We start from the raw sequence: 19434 nt of genomic DNA, 5'->3' as shown, positions 1-19434 counted from the left end.
TTCGTGGAAATTTAATCAGACAATAATTTTTAGTTTAAGTGGTAAAATATTTAATCCAAAGGCTTTCTTCCTGAGATAATATTAAATAACACCACAACAATGGCAATTACTAATAATACATGAACCAGATATCCGGTACTCATTCCCGGGACTACGCCCAACATTCCTAAAAGCCATACAATAATACAAATGACTGCGACTAACCATAATAGATTTCTCATAACATTAAATTTTTTAGTGATTTAATAACCTATAAGCATAATCTATGCCTTTTCATTTTCGAATCAATAATAATTTATGACAGGGATTTTCCTATTAATTTTAAAATTACTGGAAAATGATCGCTGTAACCGCCCACATATCGGGAACCGGAGTATGTTCTGAAAGGATAATTATTATTTTTATTGTTTTTGTTTCTCAGTCGTGGCGAATTATAGATTTCAGCTTTTATAGACCGAAGACTGAATTGCTCAATAAGCTGTTTTTCCGGATAAATGATCTGGTCAAAGCAAACACCTTTTTTACCGTGATAAGTTGAAAATTGATTTGCATTGAATAGGCTTTCAAAAGGATTATTCAGAACTTGCTTACCATTTTTATCCAAAAGTAATTCTTGTACAGCTTCATTATCTGGGTTTTCATTGAAATCGCCCATCAAAACAATAGCTTCTCCTTTATCAAATAATTCCTGAAATGTTTCTTTAAGCTTTTCAATAATAAAATTCCGTTGATCTTTTTTAGCATCCTGATTTCTTTTGGAAGGCAGATGAATAACAAAAATATGAAGCTTTTTTTCTTGGTATAAAAACTCTGTTTGCAAAATATCACGGGTATCAAACTTTTTCTCCTTGTCTAATTGGAACTGTAAAGTTTGATATTTCAGTAAAGTGAATTTCTTTCTATCAAAAAGCAAGGCCACACTCAGATTACGCGAGTCTTTGGAAGATTGATAGATGATTTCGTAATCGTTTATTGGGGAATTTTCGTTGGTTAGATCTTCCAGAACTGATTTTGCACCAATCTCAGCCAATCCAATTATAGAAGGCAACTGTTCATAATCTTCTTCAATAGATTGAAAAATATTGGAGATTTTTCTGACTTTCAGACGGTATTTATAATCATCCCAGTTATATAAACCGGAATGATAAGTTCCGACAGAATCCTGATCGGGCGGATAAAAATTTTCTACGTTGTAAAAAGTCAGCAATTCTATATCCATCTAGCCTTGCCACTTTTTTCTTCGCATATAGATGAAGGTAATAATCACCACCAAAGCCATCAATCCCAAAGTAAAATAATAACCATGCTTATGGTGCAGTTCCGGCATATTGTCGAAGTTCATTCCGTAGATGCCCGCAATAAATGTAATTGGTAAAAAATAAACCGAATAAATAGCTAAGAGTTTCATTACCTGATTGGCTTTTTGATCGGAAAGTGCCAAAAACATAGAAATAAGGTTAACAGTCTGCGCATTGACGTGGTCAAAATCTGCAATCACATCCTTTTGTTTGTCCAGTAAATCCATTACTTCCACTTCTTCCAGATCCAGCGTTTTGAATTTGGTGATCCATTCACCTGATATGTTCAGGATTCTAGTATTGAGACCGGATTTTCTTTTCAGCTTGTAAAGACGTCTGATCTGGTTGGTATGATTGGTCGTTTTCAGGAAAATCTCGTTTTCCATAGCATCCATTACTTCGAGTAGATTGCGGCTCTCATCATCAAAAGTCTTGATGATTCTTAATGCCAGTTTAAGCGCGAGATGATCTCTGGTGACATTGTTCGGATTTTCTTTTTTCAGTTCCTCGCACACCTCATGGATGCTTTTGCTCTTCGTCCTGTGTGTTGTGATGATCAGTTTCGGAAGCAGAAAGATTCCAAGTTTGCTGCTGATATCACTAATGTTATTCAAAGTTCGGCGTTCCAAATCTGTTGATTCCCGGGCCAGAAAAAATTTGACATCGCCAACTTCTTCGTATTTTGGAAGGTGGTTAGGATCTATGGTATCTTCCAGCAAAAGATAATTGATATGGTAACGCTCGTGCAAAAACCGGAGGTCTTCTTCCGTTGGTGCGGTTACATCAATCCATTCCCAGTTGGCGGTTTTATATTTCTGTTCTATAGGCATATAACAAAACTAAATAAAATCTCTATATCAATTCAAATTTTTGAAGAATTTGGTTTGGATAGGAATTTTTTATCTTTTGCGCAGCACGCCCCGGCGGAAGCGGAGCTCCTTTTTACGCAACGCAGTGGAGTGAAAAGAGCGGGAGCTGGAGACGGATATAGGCGCCAAAAAAAATAATAATTAAGATATGATGCCCCTAAAGCAGGTTCAAAATCCAATAGAAAAAATCTGTCGTTCCGGAACTTATGTAATAAATAAAATATTTACTTTTGTCGAAATTTTTGAATCAAAAGAATGTTTAAAAGTGTAATATCAGGTGTGGGACATTACGTTCCGGAAAATGTAGTGACCAACGATGACCTTTCTAAGCTAATGACCACTAATGATGAGTGGATTACGGAAAGAACTGGAATCAAAGAAAGAAGACATCGCAAAAACCGTGTGGATTCTGAAGAGACAACATCTTTCTACGGTTTGAAAGCATCAGAAGTTGCCCTCAAAAATGCCAACCTTACCGCCAAAGATATCGATTATATTGTATTTGCAACCTTGTCTCCGGATTATTATTTCCCGGGTTCAGGTGTGCTGTTGCAAGAGATGCTGGGTTGTGATACAATCGGCGCCTTAGATGTTCGTAATCAATGTTCAGGTTTTGTTTATGCGATGAGCGTTGCCAATGCATTTATCAAATCTGGTCTATATAAAAATGTTTTGGTTGTAGGAGCAGAGATTCATTCTTTTGGATTGGATTTTTCAGATGCCGGACGTGGTGTTTCTGTGATTTTCGGTGATGGGGCTGGCGCAGTGGTTTTATCAGCAAGTGAGGACGAGAATGCGAAAGGTATCTTGTCTGTGAATATGCATTCTGAAGGAAAATATGCGGAAGAGTTAGCTGTAAAATTTCCTGGAACTAAATTAGGCTGGAGTGACAATCTACTTAAAAATCCGGATTCCTTAACTGCAGAAGATATCTATCCTGTGATGAATGGGAACTTTGTTTTCAAACACGCTGTAACAAGATTTCCGGAAACCATTTTGGAAGCGCTTGAAAAAGCAGGAAAATCGATTGAAGATTTGGATTTATTAATTCCTCACCAAGCGAATATCAGAATTGCGCAATATGTTCAGCAATTGTTGAAATTACCGGACGAAAAAGTCTTCGTTAATATCCAGAAATATGGCAATACAACGGCGGCTTCCATTCCAATTGCTTTGAGCGAAGCGATTCAGGAAGGCAGAATGAAACGTGGCGATTTGGTTTGTATGTCGGCTTTCGGAAGTGGTTTTACTTGGGGAAGTGTTTTGTTTGAGTATTAATCCAAATTAATTTAAAATAGAAAAGAGCTATTCAAAAACAAATAGCTCTTTTTTTATTGGTTAATTTTTTGAACAACTTTATCAGACAGTGATTTCAATTCCATTATTTCATCGATGCTTAGATTCATTGCTTTTGCTAGCTCCATCGGGATGCAAGTGGCTTTTTCCCTGAGTTTTGTGCCTTTTTCCGTTAAGTGAATTTTTACAACACGCTCGTCTTCTTTGCTGCGTTTTCTTTCCAAATAGTCTTTAGATTCCAGTCTTTTCAAAAGCGGCGTCAAAGTTCCGTTGTCCAATTGTAAAATTTCCCCTACTTGATTCACTGTCAAATCATCCTTTTCCCAGAGCGTCATCATTGTGATGTATTGCGGATAAGTCAACCCAATATTTTTCAGAATAGGACGGTAACACTGCATGATTTCGCGGTGTAAAACATAAACAGAGAAGCAAAGTTGCTTGTCCAATTTTAATAAATCTTCCATATTGAGTTTTTGATTGAGTTCCACAATTCAAAGATAACAAATTAAGCTTTTCTTAATCGTTGCTTACAGTCAACTTAACTTCGATATTTCCTCTTGTTGCGTTAGAGTAAGGACAGATCTGATGAGCTTTCTCAATCAATTCCTGAGCCTGCTGCAAAGACACTCCCGGAATATTAGCGTGCAATTCTGCTTCTAATCCAAATCCGCCATTTTCAATTTGGCCGATACCTACTTTTGCTGTTACGGTTGTTTCGCCGGTTTCGATTTTACTTTGTTTGATAACGAGGTTCAATGCGCTGTCAAAACAAGCTGAATATCCTGCAGCAAAAAGCATTTCCGGATTTGCGTAATCATCATTAGCGCCTCCTAAACCTTTTGGCATTCTCACTTGCAGATCCAAAACTCCGTTGTCACTTTTAACGTGTCCATTTCTTCCTCCTTTGGCTGTTGCGCCAATGCTGTACAATGTTTTCATTTTTTTATGATTTAAATTATTTTGATGGAGCAAATTTATGGTGTAAAATTATATTGTGCAAAATATAAATTAAAGTTCTCATCAAAACCGGTTATTGATGGAAACTATAAAATGTCTTCTTTAAATCTAATTTTAGATAAAATCATAATAACCATTATCCTTTCCAAGGATTTTCTTATCATCGGAATTGAGCCATCTTTTAAGAACCGTCGCATAGACTTTTCTGAAATCTTCGGTGTAAATCAAATCACCGTCTTTAAGATTGGTTAAGTCTGGAAGTGGATTCAATAATCCTTTTTTCTTAAGTCCGCCGCTGATGAAGAACATTTGATTGGCCGTTCCGTGATCGGTTCCGTTACTAGCATTCTGAGCAACACGTCTACCAAATTCGGAGAAAGTCATGATCATAATATCATTGAATTTTCCATTTTCCTTCATGTCTTTGGTGAAAACTTCAACAGCATTATTAATAGCAGTAAACAGCTGGGTTTGCTTTTGGTTTTGATTGACATGTGTATCAAAGCTTCCAACGGAAAGATAATAAACCTGCGTATTAATATCAGATTTGATAAGTGAAGCAATCGTTTTAAAATCTTTTCCGATTTGTGTTGCCGGATAAACTTTATCCGTAGGTTTGGCTTTGCTTTCTTCAAAGATATATCCCGAATTGTTAATAGCATTGCCGAGCGTATTATAAAGATAAGAAGCCAAATCGTGTTCATGATCATGATTGTCGGCTGCCAGTTTTTTATAAAGTGTTTCCTGGCTGTTATCAAATAATTTCTTCGGGTCTTTGAATGCGATCGCTTTGTTGTTTTCGCCTTTCATTGCTAGACTTAACAGATCATCGATTTCAATTGCCTGAGTCGGATTTTGACAGTTGTGACAAGCTTCATCCAGATATCTTCCCAGCCAGCCGGAATTTACAAATTCATTACTGTCACTCGCAGATTGCCAGATGTCCATACTTCGGAAGTGTGATTTGTCCGGCTCCGGATAACCCACATTATTCATCACCGCCAATTCTCCATTATCATACAGCTCTTTGAAGAATTTCAGGTTTGGATTGATTGCAGCTTCATCAGTTAACAAAAGCGAATTTTCCTCCTTGATAGAAATCTGATTTCTCGATTTGTAATAAATATCATTTTTGACAGGGATAATCGTATTAAGTCCGTCATTGCCACCAGATAATTGCAAAATGATGAGCGTTTTACCGTTCATGGCAATAGCTTCCGGTAAGGTCAGGGCTTTTAAGAAATTTGGGAAGAGAAAAGAAGCAGCTGCTAAACTGCTCGTTTTTATGAAGGTTTTTCTATTGATAATCATAACGGCTTATTTTAACAAAGTTGATATTCTGGAGTTGACATAATACTTATCATCAGATGCTTCTTACTTTTCTCCGTATTGAATTGGGTAATCATCTTCTCAAGATTTTCGCTGGGATTGGCAATCAGCAGCTCAAATAAATCCTGATTAAGGATATTATTGATACTGTCCCAATGTATGTTAATAGTGTTTTGCTTTTTGTTGACGACCACTTTTTTCTCGCCTTTTCCCATATTCACATCGTCATTGGATTTAGGTTCGATGTCCAGTGTTTTATAACCCGCCATCACAGCCGGGATTTTCATTCTTAAAAGTAGAGTGGAACTGTCTATCCATGCAAGTCCGGTAGGCCATCCTGCAACATTTGGCGGTTGCAATAATTCTTGCCCGAGGATTTTTTCAAAATTGTAAATGGTATCCTTATTTTGCAAATCCATTGGCATTATTCTCCGGATTCCGACAATCAGTTCGACCGGTGATTTTATTTTTGCACCAATGTTTTTTTCAGAATAAAACCAGTCTGAAAGGAAAATCTCGTCAGCCAAAGCCATTATATCATAATTGGATTTATAAAATTTTTGACTCAGGGATCTGACAATTTTTTCATCAGGAGTTTCATTGACAAAGAATTTGTAAATTTTTTCTGTGATGAAATGAGCGCATTCTGGTTTTTCGAGAATCATATGAATGATATCAGTTCCATCAAAGTTTCCGGTTTTTCCTAGAAATTCCTTTTCTTCGGAATCGTGTTGTTTTTCATTATTTACAAATTCTCCAAGGCTATTGTAGCTCCACCCTGTAAAAGCTCTTGCAGATTCACGAATGTCTTTTTCAGTATAGTTTCCTCTTCCAAGTGTAAACAGTTCCATTAGTTCCCTCGCAAAATTTTCGTTGGGCCTGGCCTTTTTATTTTGTTGATTATTGAGAAAATTGAGCATTGCAGGAGATTTCGAAACTTCAAAAACCATGTCTTTGAAATTCCCCAACGCATTTTTCCTGAAAACTTCAATAATATCTTTATTAAATAATGACTGCTGAATTCTTGTTGCGAAATGTCCGTGCCAGAAAAGTGCCATTTTTTCACGTAACTGGTAAGGCGTATTGATCATTTGAGAATGCCAGGCTTTGTTTATAGCAGAGTTATAATTCTTATTGAACTGGTTCAGTGGCCTTTTGTCAGTTGCTTTTGACATTTCCTGGTATTGCTCAGGCGTGACAGTTGGAAAATCTGTCAGTAAAACTTTATACTCTGAGTTGTTTTTCAATTCCTGATAAAGCTTTTTCGGACTCAGATTTTTATACTTTTCGATATCGTTATGATGAATTCCAAAGCCTGCTCTGGAAATCAAATGCTTATTTTTCAGGAAATTATTCATGAGTGATAATTTATCAGTTGGAGTGAGTAATCACCCAATTGTTAAATCAAAATTGATGAAAATATCAGTTTGTGAATAAATTTTAATATTTAATTATTTTTAAATAATTGAAAATTAGTTTGTTGGTGGTTGTATTGTTAGAGTTGTCAAACAAAAAATCTATTTTGGCACGGAATTTACAAGTATGACCTTTGTAAAATTTAAAATTTAAAAATATGAAAACTTTAAAGCAGTTGGTATTAGGTCTGGGGATTTTGGCTGGAGGATTAGTTTCAGCTCAGAGTGCTGATATGACCAATATGTTCAAAGTAGGCCTTAACACTGGTATATCAACCGGTGGTAATACTGCCGCCAATCTTGGAGTGGATTTATCTTATCAGAATTTAATAACTCCGGGTTTTGGTCTCGGTATCGCTACAGGTTATAATCATTACTTCGGAAAAAACAGAACAATTAGCGGAGTAGATGTTGATAACAATGACTTCGGTATAATTCCTGTTGCGGCACTTTTCAGATTCTATCCGCAGCAAACCGGATTTTATTTTGGAACAGATTTAGGTTATGGATTTATCGTTGGAGATGATAAAGTAGCGAGTAACGTCAATGTTGACAGACCAGACGGAGGTTTTTACATCAGACCGGAAATTGGATATCACAACCGTGATTGGAACTTTTTTGTACAGTATAACAAAACATTTACCGGAGATAAAGGGCAGATTGCTGATCAGAAATATAATGCCGGTGCAATTGGTGTAGGTTTTGCTTACAACATTCCTTTGGGTAAATAATCAGAATTTTTCGGTTTTCTAAGAAAATCTAAAAAATATTAATCAAACTATGACACATAATTAACGTCTTCATTAATTTGGAGGCGTTAATTTTTTTTTAAAACTTATCATACATCAATTTCAATTTTGAATGATTCTAATTAGATTTGCATCATTAAATTATTAAAAAATGAAAAAAGTATTATTACTAGCAGTTTTAGCAAGTGGGTTAGCGTTTGGACAGACAAAGAAATTAACGAGTTCCGATGTACACTGGTGGGGTTATAAAATTGCAAAAACAGAAGCATCTTCTCATGATGGAACTGTAAATGTAAAATCGGGTAACCTTGTTCTTAAAAACGGAGCTGTTGTAGGCGGAGAATTTGTATTAGATATGACAACTATTAATTCTACAGATTTATCAGGAGAATATCAAGGAAAATTGAATGGTCACTTGAAAAATGGTGATTTCTTCGAGGTTGAAAAGTTCCCGACTGCAACGTATAAAATTACTTCTGTAAAGAAAAACTCAAACAAAGATTACAATTTTGTAGTTAACGGAAACCTGACTGTAAAAGGTAAAACAAACCCGGTGTCTTTTCCAGCAAAAATCACATCCAACAAAGGTGTTGTAACTTTGGAATCGGATAAATTTTCTTTTGACAGACAAAAATTTGATGTAGCTTACAAATCTACGATGCAGGATGTTCTAGTAAAGGATGATGTAGACTTGAAAGTAAAAGTGAGTGTGAAATAATTTCGGAAAAATATATGATTTTTCGGGAGCAGAATTTTTTCTGCTCTTTTTTTGTTGTTAAATTTGACCAAAACACAAAAGAATTTTACCAAATGAAATTATACATCATAAGTGGTCTTGGTGCAGATGAAAAAGTTCTGGAAAAACTGACTTTCAATCCGGAAGTTGAGGTAGTTCACATTCCTTGGCTAATCCCTGAAAAAAATGAGGATTTCTATCATTATGTTAATAGGATGTCTGCTGTAATAGATGATTCAGAAGATTTTTATTTAATGGGATATTCATTTGGAGGGATAATGGTACAGGAGATTCATAAGCTGAAACCTGCAAAAAAAATTGTCATCTTGGGAAGCATTCGTTCAGATCAGGAAAAGTCGATTTTCATCAAAGCAGGCGGTAAAATTAATGCTGTTAAATATATACCGTTAAAATTTTTTGGTAACAGTAGTTCGATTTTATATGCGTTTCTAAAAAGAATATTCGATTCCAAAAACAGCAATCTTAATCAATATCTGACAATTAAAGATCCACATTATCTGAAATGGTCTATGGATAAAGTTGCGAAGTGGAAATTCGAAAAACTGCCCGATGTGATTCAGATTTTGGCTGACAAAGACATCGTCTTCCCAATCAAAAATTCTCGACCGGATTTTATCGTCAAAAATGCAACACATCTTTTCCCATTAACCAAAGCAAAACAAGTTTCCGAGATTCTCAAAGCTATTTTTGTATAATTTTTTGGCAGCTATTTCCGTCTTCCGCTCCCAAACCCAACGTAGTCGTTCAACTTAGTCAATCTTTTCACTTTCCTTCGCTGCGTAAAAAGGATTTTCGCTCAAGCTGGGCTGCGTGTGACATTCGCTGTTAAAATTAATAGTACAAATCAATAGCATTTTGTTATTCAGAGCGAAACGGAGTAAAGCATGGAATCTAAGCTATCAATTTGCGTAGAGATTCCTACAAAATGACAAAGTTGGATGGTTTTTCTTCGTTGAGCTTTACACTTTTGTGAACCTTAAAAATATTTTCAATAATTTCAAAAAACTTTGCGCTCTTTGCGTTCAGCAACAATAACAATATAAAGTTGTATCGGTTTCAAAAATCAATTACATTTACAAACGATAATTTTTTACAATTGAATGGAATCTATCAGTGTTTTTGATATCATAAAAATCGGGATTGGACCATCTTCTTCCCACACAATGGGACCTTGGAATGCAGCGAAAATGTTTCTGGATTTAGTCAGACGAAATCATTCTTTACAAGATGTGAAAGAAGTTTTTGTAGAATTTTTTGGCTCTCTGGCAAAAACCGGTGTTGGTCATGGGACTGACATTGCAGGAATGCTTGGTCTCAGTGGAGAAAATTTCCGAACAATCGATACCAATAAGATTGATGAGAAAATTGAAAAAATAAAATCAGAACAAAAAATCTATCTTGGTGGAGAAGTCTGGTTGCCGTTTATCTACGGATATCATTTGATCCTTAACAAAGAAAGATCCCTCGATTTTCATCCCAACGGGATGATTTTCAAAGTTATTTTCCAAAACGGTGAAGAATTTAGCCAGGATTATTATTCCGTTGGAGGTGGATTTGTCGCAACCAAAGAAGATAATTCTATGGAAGACAGATGCGTAAGGACATTATATCCATGTCATCACGGTAGCGACATACTGAAGTACTGTGAAAAACTGAATCTCAATAAAATTTCTGATTTGGTTTTGTTAAATGAGGAATCTTGGAGAACTCAGGAAGAAACCCGTCAGAAAGCTCTAGAGATTTGGGATAACATCAAAGATTGTGTTTACAAGAGCATCAACAAAAAAGGAATTCTTCCCGGCGGCTTGAATGTCACAAGACGAGCTTCCGAAATGAATGAGAAATTGCTTGGAACTCAGATCTACAAAAATAAGAACGAGTGGTTCGAAATGGTAAAAAATGAGCAGAAAACTTTCAGCTCAGTTACCAAGTGGGTTTCCTGTTTTGCTCTTGCTGTGAATGAAGAGAACGCATCTTTCGGAAGGATCATTACAGCTCCAACTAATGGCGCAAGTGGTGTGATTCCTGCAGTTTTGATGTATGCCCAGACTTTTACAGAATTCAATTCTCAAGAAGACATTATCAGATTTCTTTTGGTTGCGGGAGAAATCGGAACTTTATTTAAAAAGAACGCCACTATCTCCGCAGCAATGGGTGGTTGTCAGGCAGAAGTTGGCGTTTCTTCAGCAATGGCAGCCGCTGGACTAACTGAGATTTCTGGAGGAACACCGGGACAAGTTCTGATGGCGGCAGAAATCGCAATGGAACATCATCTTGGATTAACCTGTGATCCGATTGGCGGATTGGTTCAAATCCCTTGCATCGAACGAAATTCTATGGGCGCAATGAAAGCGATTACCGCAGCATCATTAGCCTTGGATGGCGACCCAACCAAAGCGAAAGTGTCTTTGGATAGTGTTATCAAATCGATGTGGGAAACAGCATTGGATATGAATTCTAAATACAAAGAAACTTCCGAAGGTGGCTTAGCTGTTGCTGTGAATGTTGCAGAATGTTAAGATAGTGGGATAATATTAATTTTTGATGCGAAGAGATTTACGATATATATTAAGTTACAAAGTTTTTCTTCTATTTAATATTTTAATGCTTCTTGCTAGAATATTGTATTCTCTTAAGCAAGGATTTATCGCTTTGACTTTTGAAGATTGGGATATCGCTAATAATTTGATAAAATATGGTGTTTATGCGGAGTTTATAGAAGTAGGTTCTACAGCTTATAAAATGCCTGTTAATCCACTATTTCTTGCTTTTTTTGTTTGGCTGTTTGGTAAAAATGCGATGATGATGGCAGTTATTGCCCAGAGTATTATATATTTTTTGATTCCAATATTGATTGTCAGGATTTGTAAAATTTTTTCTCAGGAAAAAGTGGGAATGCTTACATCCTATTTTTTTATTTTTTCTCCGTTCTATTTTATATATGTCAATACCTTAGAGAATACTAATATTTTTATATTAATATTTCTCAATTTTTTATATTGGTTTTTTAAGATATGGAAGCAAGGTTCTACAAACAAACGGGTAATATTATTCTCTATTAGTTCGGCTTTGCTTTTTTTGTGTCAGGTTGTGACGGTTCCATTTGGAATAATTCTTATAATATCTTTATTTCTTTTCAAAAAAATAGAGGTTAAAAAAGTTTTAATTATTGCGTCTTTAGTGTTTGTCTTGTATTCTCCATGGGTAATACGCAATTATATCGTTTTTGACAGAATCATATTGTCAAAAACCCCTGTTTGGCAAAACAGGCATTTTGGATATTTTGAAGAGACGCAAGTATTCAAGGATTTACAGAAAGTACCCTTAAAAAAAGCAGGCGAAATTCGAAGAATCAGAACACACACAAATGAATTACAAATGGAAAAGATTTATAAAAGAGAAGTATTAGAATTTGAAAAAAAAGATAAGTACTTGATTATTAAAAAAGCCTTAGCAAATTTCTTGTATCTATGGTATGTACCTTCAAGGTATTTTTATGATAATTCATTTTCAATAATAGGCAGAAAAGTATTTGTTATGACCATTAATTTACTAACAGTATTTTCCTTGATTAGCTTAATAAAAAGAAAACAAAGCTTATTGTTTATGTTTTCTATTTTATTATTCATTAATTTTACAGTTCCTTATATGATAGGTCAAGCTGCGATGACAAGATTTAAGTTAGATTTTGAATGGTATCAATTATTTTTAGCTGCTTATTTTTTAAAATTTAATTTTAAAAGGTTCGGAAACGACTCATTAGCTAAGAATTAATGAAAAATTAATTTTGCAAAAAAGTATTGAAATTATTATCAAAAATAAAATTCGTATCTTTGCAGCAAATTAGACGATCTTTAAATGAATTTATTTACGGAATCCAATCTTAGCGCTGAAGTTCTTCAGGCGATTGGCGACCTCGGCTTCGTAGAGCCGACAGAAATCCAAAAACAGACTATTCCTTTTATCTCTACAGATACTCGCGATCTCATCGCACTTGCGGCAACAGGAACAGGCAAAACAGCAGCATTTTCGCTTCCGATTTTGGATATGATAGACGACAACAGTCGTAAAATCCAATTATTGGTGCTTTGCCCTACTCGTGAACTTTGCCTTCAGATTACCAAAGACATCAAAAATTATACAAAATACCTGAAAAACATCAAAACTACAGCAGTTTATGGTGGTAGCAGTATTATGGATCAGATCCGATCTTTGAGAGACAAACCGCAAATCATTGTGGGAACTCCGGGTCGTGTGATCGATATGATCGGCAGAAAAGCTTTAGATTTTTCTGAAGTACAATGGGTTGTTTTGGACGAGGCTGACGAAATGTTATCAATGGGGTTCAAAGATGATTTGGAAACAATTCTTAGCGAAACTCCGGATACAAAACAGACTTTTTTATTCTCTGCAACGATGAACAAAGAAGTAGAACGTATCTCTAAAAATTATTTGACGAATCCTCACAGAATTTCTGTTGGGTCTATCAATGCGGTTAAGAAAAATATCAAGCACGAATATTATGTGGTTGGTTACAGGCAGAAAAAAGAGGCTTTGAAGCGATTGATTGATGCTAATCCGAACCAATACTCAATTATCTTTTGCAGAACCAGGATGGAAACTCAGGAAGTTGCAGACTTCCTGATGCAAAACGGTTATGCTGCAGATGCTCTTCACGGTGATCTTTCGCAAGCACAGAGAGATACGGTGATGAAGAAATTCAGATTGAAAAACATTGATATCCTGGTTGCGACAGACGTTGCAGCTAGAGGTTTGGATGTGGATTCTTTGACGCACGTTGTCCATTTTTCTTTACCGGATGATCCAGAGGTTTTCGTTCACAGAAGTGGTAGAACAGGACGTGCAGGAAAAGACGGGATTTCTATGGCATTAATCAAGCCGGAAGAAAGCAGAAAATTGAAGCAAATCAAATCTGAAACTAAAATCGAAATCGAGGAGAAGAAAATCCCTACAGGAAAAGATATTATCAAAGCTCAGGTTGGCGGTGTTTTCGAAAAATTATTGACAGAACACGAAGACATATTCGAGTTTGATGATTCTTTGATTCCTGATCTTTCCAGCTTTACTAAAGAAGAATTGGTTCATCAGTTACTACAATTCCAACTGAAAGATCTTGCGACTTATTATAAAGACAGAAACGATATCCAACAGCAAGAATTCAATACTAGAGGAGACGATAGAGGTAGCAGAAGAGAAAGAGGAAGAGAGCGTGAGAGAAATGGTGAAAAAAGAGAAAGAAGAGACCGAAATGATAGAAATGACAGAGGTGGAAAACCGAGAAGAAAGAATGAGGATATGGTAAGATTCTTCTTCAATCTTGGAAAAAGAGACCAACTGAAAAAAATGGATATGTTGGAGATCATCAACAAGGCAACTTCCAAATCCAAAAAGAGAGCTGACATTGGTGATATCGAAATCTTGGACAAGTTCAGTTTCTTTGAAATCGAAAAGTCATTCAAGAATGAAGTTTTGGATGGATTAACTAGTATGAAATTTCGGGGAAAAGAAATGCGTGCAGAAGTTGCAAATTAATGAACAATATTTGTTTATAATTAGAAAATTATTATGTAAAAACCTGTTAATCAACAGGTTTTTCTTGTTTTTAATCTTAATAATTATTTAACATAAAAATTTTCATCGCCTTTTGTTTTTTATCATATTTGCAGAAATTAACATTAAAAAATGGGAATAGGTAATATTTTCAGAGCATTCCAGCCAAAAGATAAAATCTTTTTTGATTTGTTTCTTCGCGTAGCGGATAACCTGGTAGAGATGTCAAAAACTTTTCATGAAGGTTTATTAGAGTTTGATATCAATGACGAAACGCTGTTGAATCAGATGAGTGATTACGAACACAAATTGGATGATCTTACGCATGAGATTTTTGTACAATTGGGAGAAAATTTCATCACACCGTTTGACAGAGAAGATATCAATTATCTAGCTTCTGGTTTAGATGATATCGCAGATTATATCTATGCTTCTGCAAAATATATTTATTTATATAAAAGTCCGGACAATAAGGTTTACTCGGAGTTTTCATTACTGATCCACAAATCTTGCCTCGAAATTAAGAAAGCTTTGGAAAATCTAAAAGATTTCAAAAATCCTGATGAGGTGAGAGAATCTTGTATCAAGATCAATTCATACGAGAATATCGCAGATGACGTTTTGAGTCAGGCTATTGTAAAACTGTTTGAGACTAATGATGCTATCTTGATCATTAAGCAAAAATCTATTCTGGATTATCTGGAGATCGTTACTGATAAAGCAGAAGATGTTGCCAACACAATGGAAAGCATAGTTATCAAATACGCATAAGAGCGAGATCAAAAAATAAAACGGATGGAGTTTCCAATTCTACTAATTATTATTATCGCATTAGCGTTAATATTTGACTTTATCAATGGTTTCCACGATGCGGCTAACTCTATCGCAACCATTGTTTCAACAAAAGTTTTGACGCCTTTTCAGGCAGTTCTTTGGGCAGCACTCTGGAACTTTGCTGCTTTTTTTATCGCCGCTTATGTCGTTGGCGAGTTCAAAATTGGTAATACGATTGCCAAAACCGTGGATGAAAACTTCATCACATTGGAAGTAATATTCGCTGGATTAGTAGCAGCCATTGCCTGGAATCTGTTTACCTGGTGGTTCGGGATTCCGTCATCATCATCACATACATTAATTGGTGGCTTTATCGGAGCTGCTTTGATGCATGCTTTGATTACAGATTACCATGTGATCACACAGACGCACCCGGAATATTCATTTTTTGAAACTGTGACACAGTCTTTCAAACAGCTGTTCTCACAAAATATCGTTAAGTATAAAGTTGTAATTCCGATTTTCCTTTTCATATTCCTGGCGCCTTTTATCGGAATGTTTGTTTCCATTATCATCACATTGATTATTGTAAACATCTGCAAGAGATCAAATCCTCACAAGGCAGAACGTGCATTTAAAAAGCTGCAGTTGGTTTCATCAGCATTATTCAGTCTTGGTCACGGAACCAATGATGCACAGAAGGTAATGGGAATTATTGGCGCAGCAATGATCTATTTTCATGTTAATATGATACACGACCCACAATATCTTAGCATTCCTGAAGCCGAGAGATTTGCCTATTTTGCACAGCATTACCTTTGGGTACCGTTTGTGTCATTCTTAGCAATAGGTCTTGGAACAATGAGTGGTGGTTGGAAAATCATTAAAACAATGGGGACAAGAATTACAAAAGTAACACCTTTGGAAGGGGTAAGCGCTGAAACGGCAGGTGCTGTGACATTATTTATTACAGATCATTTGGGAATCCCGGTTTCTACAACTCATACCATTACAGGATCAATCATTGGTGTTGGATTAACAAAAAGAGTATCAGCTGTAAGATGGGGTGTTACCGTTAGTTTACTTTGGGCTTGGGTACTTACAATTCCAATTAGTGCAATTATCGCAGGGATTACTTATCTGATTGTAGTGTTGTTTTTTTAATATTCTAATAAATCTTTAATATAGTTTTTATAGTTTCTTCCTATAGGAATTGATTTGTTTTGAATTTCTACAGATTGGGAATCAAAGGTATCTATTTTGTTTTTTGAAATAATAAAAGACCTATGGATACGAATAAAATCCGAAGGCAGAGTTTTTTCAAGTTCGCTAATAGAGTGCCGGGTAATGATTGTCTTTTCTCTTAGAACAATCTTGATGTTCTCTTTTTGACTTTCTATATAAAGAATCTCACTAACCTGAATTTTTGCTCTTTTCTTATTAACCGTAAAGAAAAGAAATTCAGGTTCATTTGTTTTTTGATTATCTGATTTTGAGTCCACGGGTAAAGCTTTCAGAACAGAAGTCACAAATCTTTCAAATTCAATGGGTTTCAAAAGATAATCCAAAACCTGATATTTATAACTCTCCACGGCAAATTCGTGATAGGCTGTCGTAATAATCACTTTTGGCGGATTTTTGATGGCAGCTAAGAAATCAAGGCCCTTGACTTTCGGCAGATGCAAATCAAGAAACATCAGATCGATTTGATGCTCACTCAGCTTCTGCATTGCACTTATTGCATCATTGCAGACGGCTATGAGTTCCAGAAAAGGAACCTGCTGGATGTAATCTTTCATTACATTCACAGCTAGTGGTTCATCTTCAATTATTATACATTTCAGGTTCATAAGAATTCAGGTTAATATAGAGTGATGCTGTGAATATATTATTTTCTGCTCCGGTTTGCAAACGAAAATCATTGTAAACCAGTTTCAGCTGTCTTTCAAAATTAATCAGACCAATACCTGTATTTTTTTCAATCTCATTATTTTCAAAAGAATTAATGATGCTGTAGTTCAATATATTACCTTTGAGTTCGAGATTGATGTTTATAAACTTTTTATCTGTACTTTCGCTTGCACCGTGTTTGAAAGCATTCTCCAAAAACGGAATTAGTATCAAAGGTAAAACCAATTTTTCTTTATTGTCTATAAGATTTTCAAATTCGATTTTCAATCGGTCATCAAAACGGATTTTCTGTATTTGCAGATAAGTATTGATGAACTGAATCTCTTTGGAAATAGGAACAAATTTTTCCCTGGTCTCATATAGCATAAACCGCAGAAGACCGGATAATTTTAAAATAATATCAGCCGTTTTATCTGATTTTTCTCTTGCTAGAGCATAAATATTATTCAAAGTATTAAACAAAAAGTGCGGATTGATTTGAGATTTTAGAAAGCTCAGTTCTGCTTCGGTTTTTTCTTTTATTAATATTAACTCGCGCTGTTTCATTTTTTGACCGGCTGAATATTCATAAAGAGCAATCATCACACACGCCAGGAAAATCTTATCCATAAAAGAATTCAGAATTCCACCGTAACCGTATATTCCTACAATCTTGAGATGCGGATAAATGTAAGGCACAATAAAGTAAACTAAAAACAGATAACCCAAAACCGAAAATGCAATTAATATAAATGATAATAAAATAATCAATCTGAGGTTATTTTTCTTATTCCTGAATCTTGAAATTAAATTCAGCATTAGATATCCCATCGGCATTTTGATGATTAATATCGTCAAAAATTCCTCTAATAATGCGTGAACAAATGTTGAATATACAGATTGCTTGTACTGGATTTCCATCCAGTAATATTCTGTGTAAACTTCTAATACCAAATAGAATAACCAAAATGTGAAATGTCTGACAAACCGTTTTTTCATAAGGTAAAACTACATCTTTTAACTTTCAGATGTTAATAATTTTAACCAATTACACTTTTGAATATACCAACGGCTACATTTTTCAAATCAACAGCCTGGATGTTATAAAAAGATTAAAAAATGTTGTATATGAATCTCTTTAGGTTTTGTACTGCAACTCGGTCTTTTCAATCTTTTTTACTAATTAATTTTAATAAAAAAATGAAAAAATTATTACCATTTATTTTATTGTTTGTCTTTTGCGGGGGTTTCTTTGGACAATGGACAATAGGAGCAGATATGCCGGAAGGAATCAGAGCAGGAAATACAATTTCTTACACTGATCCGAATGATAATGCCTATATGTATATTATTGGTGGCAGGAATGATCGGGGAATTATTTCCAACAAAACCTACCGTTACAATATCAAAACCAATGTTTGGGATGCAAAACAAAATGTTCCAACACCGATTTTAGGCGCAGCAAGCGCAAGAATAGGAGACAATATTTTCATCATCGGAGGAATGGTCACAACACCGGGAACTGTTACTAGAAAAGTGTATAAGTATAATATAGAAAATGATTTGTGGAATAATGCAGCAGATTTTCCAAGGTCCTTTACAGATGGAGATGCGGTCCCTTACCAGGACAGTTTAATCTATGTGGTGGGAAGTTATAACTCGGAAAAAACCTTTGTCTATAATATCAACAAAAACAAATGGCGGGAATGTAACCCAGTTCCCTCTCCGGGAACTTCACTTTCCTATGGTGCAGTTTCTATTTCGGGTAACAAATTGGTTTATGTTGGCGGCTCTAATGGTACTTTCTCTACAACTTATTGGAACAACGTTTGGATTGGAGAGATAGATCAGAATAATCGTTCGGTTATCAATTGGACACAAGGAACTTCTTTTCCCGGCCAGACAAGAACCTTTTTTGAACTTCAGCCTTGGAACAATGGACTGATTCTTATAGGAGGAACAACCGATAATACATTTGATACTTATACCAATGAAAATTATTTTTTTGACGTTGAAAATAATACCTGGTCGCAATTAACGAATAAACCCACAGCTTGGAATACAGGAAATGCAGCTTCAGTTTTTCTGGATGGCAATTGGAAATTGATTTGTTCCGGAGGATTTGAGCAGCAATATTTGAAAAAAACGGAGATCTATAATCAGGAAAATTTATCTGTTTCTGATAATTCTGAAACCTGCCAACTGAAAAATATGAAAACGATAAGCGGAAATCGTCCGGGGATTAATTTTTGTCTCTCAGAAAATGGAGAAACATATCTTACAATATGGGATATGCAAGGCAGAAAAATCAAAAAAGAAAAAAAAATCGCGGATAAAAAAGGAATGCATTTCGTTTCATTAGCAAATGAAGGTTTTAAATCCGGGTTATATATTATTAATTTGAAACAAAATCAAAACTCGGTTTCAAGAAAAATTCAGATAAGGAATTGATAATTATTAGTTAAAATATCGAAGTCATCTCTAAACAAAATACTCTGGCAGTTTGTCGGAGTATTTTATTTGAAAAGT

At 35.2% G+C, this 19434-nt stretch carries 19 protein-coding genes; 10 read left to right on the top strand and 9 right to left on the bottom strand.

Features of this window, described 5'->3' with window-relative positions:
• Positions 1 to 50: 50 nt before the first annotated feature.
• From AC5P2S_RS13510 to AC5P2S_RS13500, 3 genes are all read right to left on the bottom strand, one after another.
• Entirely contained in the window at positions 51 to 221 is a 171-nt protein-coding gene (locus AC5P2S_RS13510) for a lmo0937 family membrane protein (protein ID WP_283416550.1), read from the bottom strand.
• 74 nt (positions 222 to 295) lie between these two features.
• On the bottom strand, positions 296 to 1219 hold the full coding sequence (locus AC5P2S_RS13505; protein ID WP_494555227.1) for an endonuclease/exonuclease/phosphatase family protein: 924 nt from the start codon (positions 1217 to 1219) through the stop codon (positions 296 to 298).
• Positions 1220 to 2128, bottom strand: a complete 909-nt coding sequence (locus tag AC5P2S_RS13500) for a magnesium transporter CorA family protein (protein WP_494555226.1) — start codon at positions 2126 to 2128, stop codon at positions 1220 to 1222.
• A gap of 294 nt (positions 2129 to 2422) precedes the next feature.
• On the opposite strand from AC5P2S_RS13500, the gene AC5P2S_RS13495 reads away from it, so the two are divergent.
• The gene (locus tag AC5P2S_RS13495; RefSeq protein WP_494555225.1) at positions 2423 to 3445 is read left to right on the top strand and encodes a 3-oxoacyl-ACP synthase III family protein; all 1023 of its coding nucleotides are present in this window, start codon (positions 2423 to 2425) and stop codon (positions 3443 to 3445) included.
• Between the two features lie 53 nt (positions 3446 to 3498).
• Here the strand turns inward: AC5P2S_RS13495 and AC5P2S_RS13490 are convergent, their stop codons facing one another.
• From AC5P2S_RS13490 to AC5P2S_RS13475, 4 genes are all read right to left on the bottom strand, one after another.
• On the bottom strand, positions 3499 to 3927 hold the full coding sequence (locus AC5P2S_RS13490; protein WP_494555224.1) for a MarR family winged helix-turn-helix transcriptional regulator: 429 nt from the start codon (positions 3925 to 3927) through the stop codon (positions 3499 to 3501).
• Positions 3928 to 3979: 52 nt separating this feature from the next.
• A complete protein-coding gene (locus AC5P2S_RS13485) occupies positions 3980 to 4402 on the bottom strand; it encodes an organic hydroperoxide resistance protein (RefSeq protein WP_494555223.1) in 423 nt (140 codons plus the stop codon).
• Between the two features lie 132 nt (positions 4403 to 4534).
• Complete coding sequence (locus AC5P2S_RS13480; RefSeq protein WP_494555222.1) at positions 4535 to 5731, bottom strand: DUF1501 domain-containing protein; 1197 nt, start codon at positions 5729 to 5731, stop codon at positions 4535 to 4537.
• 11 nt (positions 5732 to 5742) lie between these two features.
• Positions 5743 to 7107, bottom strand: coding sequence for a DUF1800 domain-containing protein (locus tag AC5P2S_RS13475; protein WP_494555221.1), 1365 nt, complete (start codon positions 7105 to 7107; stop codon positions 5743 to 5745).
• A 215-nt stretch (positions 7108 to 7322) separates the two neighbouring features.
• Here AC5P2S_RS13475 and AC5P2S_RS13470 point away from each other — a divergent pair, with 215 nt between their 5' ends.
• The 8 genes from AC5P2S_RS13470 to AC5P2S_RS13435 all read left to right on the top strand — a co-directional run bounded on the left by AC5P2S_RS13470 (position 7323) and on the right by AC5P2S_RS13435 (position 16179).
• Positions 7323 to 7895, top strand: coding sequence for a hypothetical protein (locus AC5P2S_RS13470; RefSeq protein ID WP_494555220.1), 573 nt, complete (start codon positions 7323 to 7325; stop codon positions 7893 to 7895).
• Between the two features lie 169 nt (positions 7896 to 8064).
• Entirely contained in the window at positions 8065 to 8631 is a 567-nt protein-coding gene (locus AC5P2S_RS13465; protein WP_283416559.1) for a YceI family protein, read from the top strand.
• Between the two features lie 92 nt (positions 8632 to 8723).
• Complete coding sequence (locus AC5P2S_RS13460) at positions 8724 to 9365, top strand: alpha/beta hydrolase (RefSeq protein WP_283416560.1); 642 nt, start codon at positions 8724 to 8726, stop codon at positions 9363 to 9365.
• Positions 9366 to 9770: 405 nt separating this feature from the next.
• Positions 9771 to 11189 (top strand): L-serine ammonia-lyase, encoded by a 1419-nt coding sequence (locus tag AC5P2S_RS13455; protein WP_494555219.1) that lies wholly within the window; start codon positions 9771 to 9773, stop codon positions 11187 to 11189.
• 85 nt (positions 11190 to 11274) lie between these two features.
• Positions 11275 to 12444: a glycosyltransferase family 39 protein gene (locus tag AC5P2S_RS13450; RefSeq protein WP_494555218.1), complete on the top strand. Its 1170-nt coding sequence runs from the start codon at positions 11275 to 11277 to the stop codon at positions 12442 to 12444.
• 84 nt (positions 12445 to 12528) lie between these two features.
• Entirely contained in the window at positions 12529 to 14223 is a 1695-nt protein-coding gene (locus AC5P2S_RS13445) for a DEAD/DEAH box helicase (protein ID WP_283416562.1), read from the top strand.
• Positions 14224 to 14373: 150 nt separating this feature from the next.
• Positions 14374 to 15012, top strand: a complete 639-nt coding sequence (locus tag AC5P2S_RS13440; RefSeq protein WP_120213539.1) for a DUF47 domain-containing protein — start codon at positions 14374 to 14376, stop codon at positions 15010 to 15012.
• 24 nt (positions 15013 to 15036) lie between these two features.
• A complete protein-coding gene (locus AC5P2S_RS13435; protein WP_283416563.1) occupies positions 15037 to 16179 on the top strand; it encodes an inorganic phosphate transporter in 1143 nt (380 codons plus the stop codon).
• Here the strand turns inward: AC5P2S_RS13435 and AC5P2S_RS13430 are convergent.
• Positions 16176 to 16814 (bottom strand): LytR/AlgR family response regulator transcription factor, encoded by a 639-nt coding sequence (locus AC5P2S_RS13430; RefSeq protein WP_494555217.1) that lies wholly within the window; start codon positions 16812 to 16814, stop codon positions 16176 to 16178. The two genes, AC5P2S_RS13435 and AC5P2S_RS13430, sit on opposite strands and share 4 nt — an antisense overlap.
• A gap of 25 nt (positions 16815 to 16839) precedes the next feature.
• Positions 16840 to 17904 (bottom strand): sensor histidine kinase, encoded by a 1065-nt coding sequence (locus tag AC5P2S_RS13425; RefSeq protein ID WP_494555216.1) that lies wholly within the window; start codon positions 17902 to 17904, stop codon positions 16840 to 16842.
• A 201-nt stretch (positions 17905 to 18105) separates the two neighbouring features.
• On the opposite strand from AC5P2S_RS13425, the gene AC5P2S_RS13420 reads away from it, so the two are divergent.
• A complete protein-coding gene (locus AC5P2S_RS13420) occupies positions 18106 to 19356 on the top strand; it encodes a Kelch repeat-containing protein (protein WP_494555215.1) in 1251 nt (416 codons plus the stop codon).
• Positions 19357 to 19434: the final 78 nt, after the last annotated feature.

The sequence above is a fragment of the Epilithonimonas sp. 33E genome (genome assembly GCF_059372615.1).
This window is presented reverse-complemented; position numbering and strand designations above follow the sequence as displayed.

Excerpts from the sequence above, each read along its gene's own strand:
- AC5P2S_RS13510 (WP_283416550.1), bottom strand. The coding sequence starts at position 221 with ATGAGAAATCTATTATGGTTAGTCGCAGTCATTTGTATTATTGTATGG.
- AC5P2S_RS13505 (WP_494555227.1), bottom strand. The coding sequence starts at position 1,219 with ATGGATATAGAATTGCTGACTTTTTACAACGTAGAAAATTTTTATCCG.
- AC5P2S_RS13500 (WP_494555226.1), bottom strand. The coding sequence starts at position 2,128 with ATGCCTATAGAACAGAAATATAAAACCGCCAACTGGGAATGGATTGAT.
- AC5P2S_RS13495 (WP_494555225.1), top strand. The coding sequence starts at position 2,423 with ATGTTTAAAAGTGTAATATCAGGTGTGGGACATTACGTTCCGGAAAAT.
- AC5P2S_RS13490 (WP_494555224.1), bottom strand. The coding sequence starts at position 3,927 with ATGGAAGATTTATTAAAATTGGACAAGCAACTTTGCTTCTCTGTTTAT.
- AC5P2S_RS13485 (WP_494555223.1), bottom strand. The coding sequence starts at position 4,402 with ATGAAAACATTGTACAGCATTGGCGCAACAGCCAAAGGAGGAAGAAAT.
- AC5P2S_RS13480 (WP_494555222.1), bottom strand. The coding sequence starts at position 5,731 with ATGATTATCAATAGAAAAACCTTCATAAAAACGAGCAGTTTAGCAGCT.
- AC5P2S_RS13475 (WP_494555221.1), bottom strand. The coding sequence starts at position 7,107 with ATGAATAATTTCCTGAAAAATAAGCATTTGATTTCCAGAGCAGGCTTT.
- AC5P2S_RS13470 (WP_494555220.1), top strand. The coding sequence starts at position 7,323 with ATGAAAACTTTAAAGCAGTTGGTATTAGGTCTGGGGATTTTGGCTGGA.
- AC5P2S_RS13465 (WP_283416559.1), top strand. The coding sequence starts at position 8,065 with ATGAAAAAAGTATTATTACTAGCAGTTTTAGCAAGTGGGTTAGCGTTT.
- AC5P2S_RS13460 (WP_283416560.1), top strand. The coding sequence starts at position 8,724 with ATGAAATTATACATCATAAGTGGTCTTGGTGCAGATGAAAAAGTTCTG.
- AC5P2S_RS13455 (WP_494555219.1), top strand. The coding sequence starts at position 9,771 with ATGGAATCTATCAGTGTTTTTGATATCATAAAAATCGGGATTGGACCA.
- AC5P2S_RS13450 (WP_494555218.1), top strand. The coding sequence starts at position 11,275 with ATGCTTCTTGCTAGAATATTGTATTCTCTTAAGCAAGGATTTATCGCT.
- AC5P2S_RS13445 (WP_283416562.1), top strand. The coding sequence starts at position 12,529 with ATGAATTTATTTACGGAATCCAATCTTAGCGCTGAAGTTCTTCAGGCG.
- AC5P2S_RS13440 (WP_120213539.1), top strand. The coding sequence starts at position 14,374 with ATGGGAATAGGTAATATTTTCAGAGCATTCCAGCCAAAAGATAAAATC.
- AC5P2S_RS13435 (WP_283416563.1), top strand. The coding sequence starts at position 15,037 with ATGGAGTTTCCAATTCTACTAATTATTATTATCGCATTAGCGTTAATA.
- AC5P2S_RS13430 (WP_494555217.1), bottom strand. The coding sequence starts at position 16,814 with ATGAAAGATTACATCCAGCAGGTTCCTTTTCTGGAACTCATAGCCGTC.
- AC5P2S_RS13425 (WP_494555216.1), bottom strand. The coding sequence starts at position 17,904 with ATGAAAAAACGGTTTGTCAGACATTTCACATTTTGGTTATTCTATTTG.
- AC5P2S_RS13420 (WP_494555215.1), top strand. The coding sequence starts at position 18,106 with ATGAAAAAATTATTACCATTTATTTTATTGTTTGTCTTTTGCGGGGGT.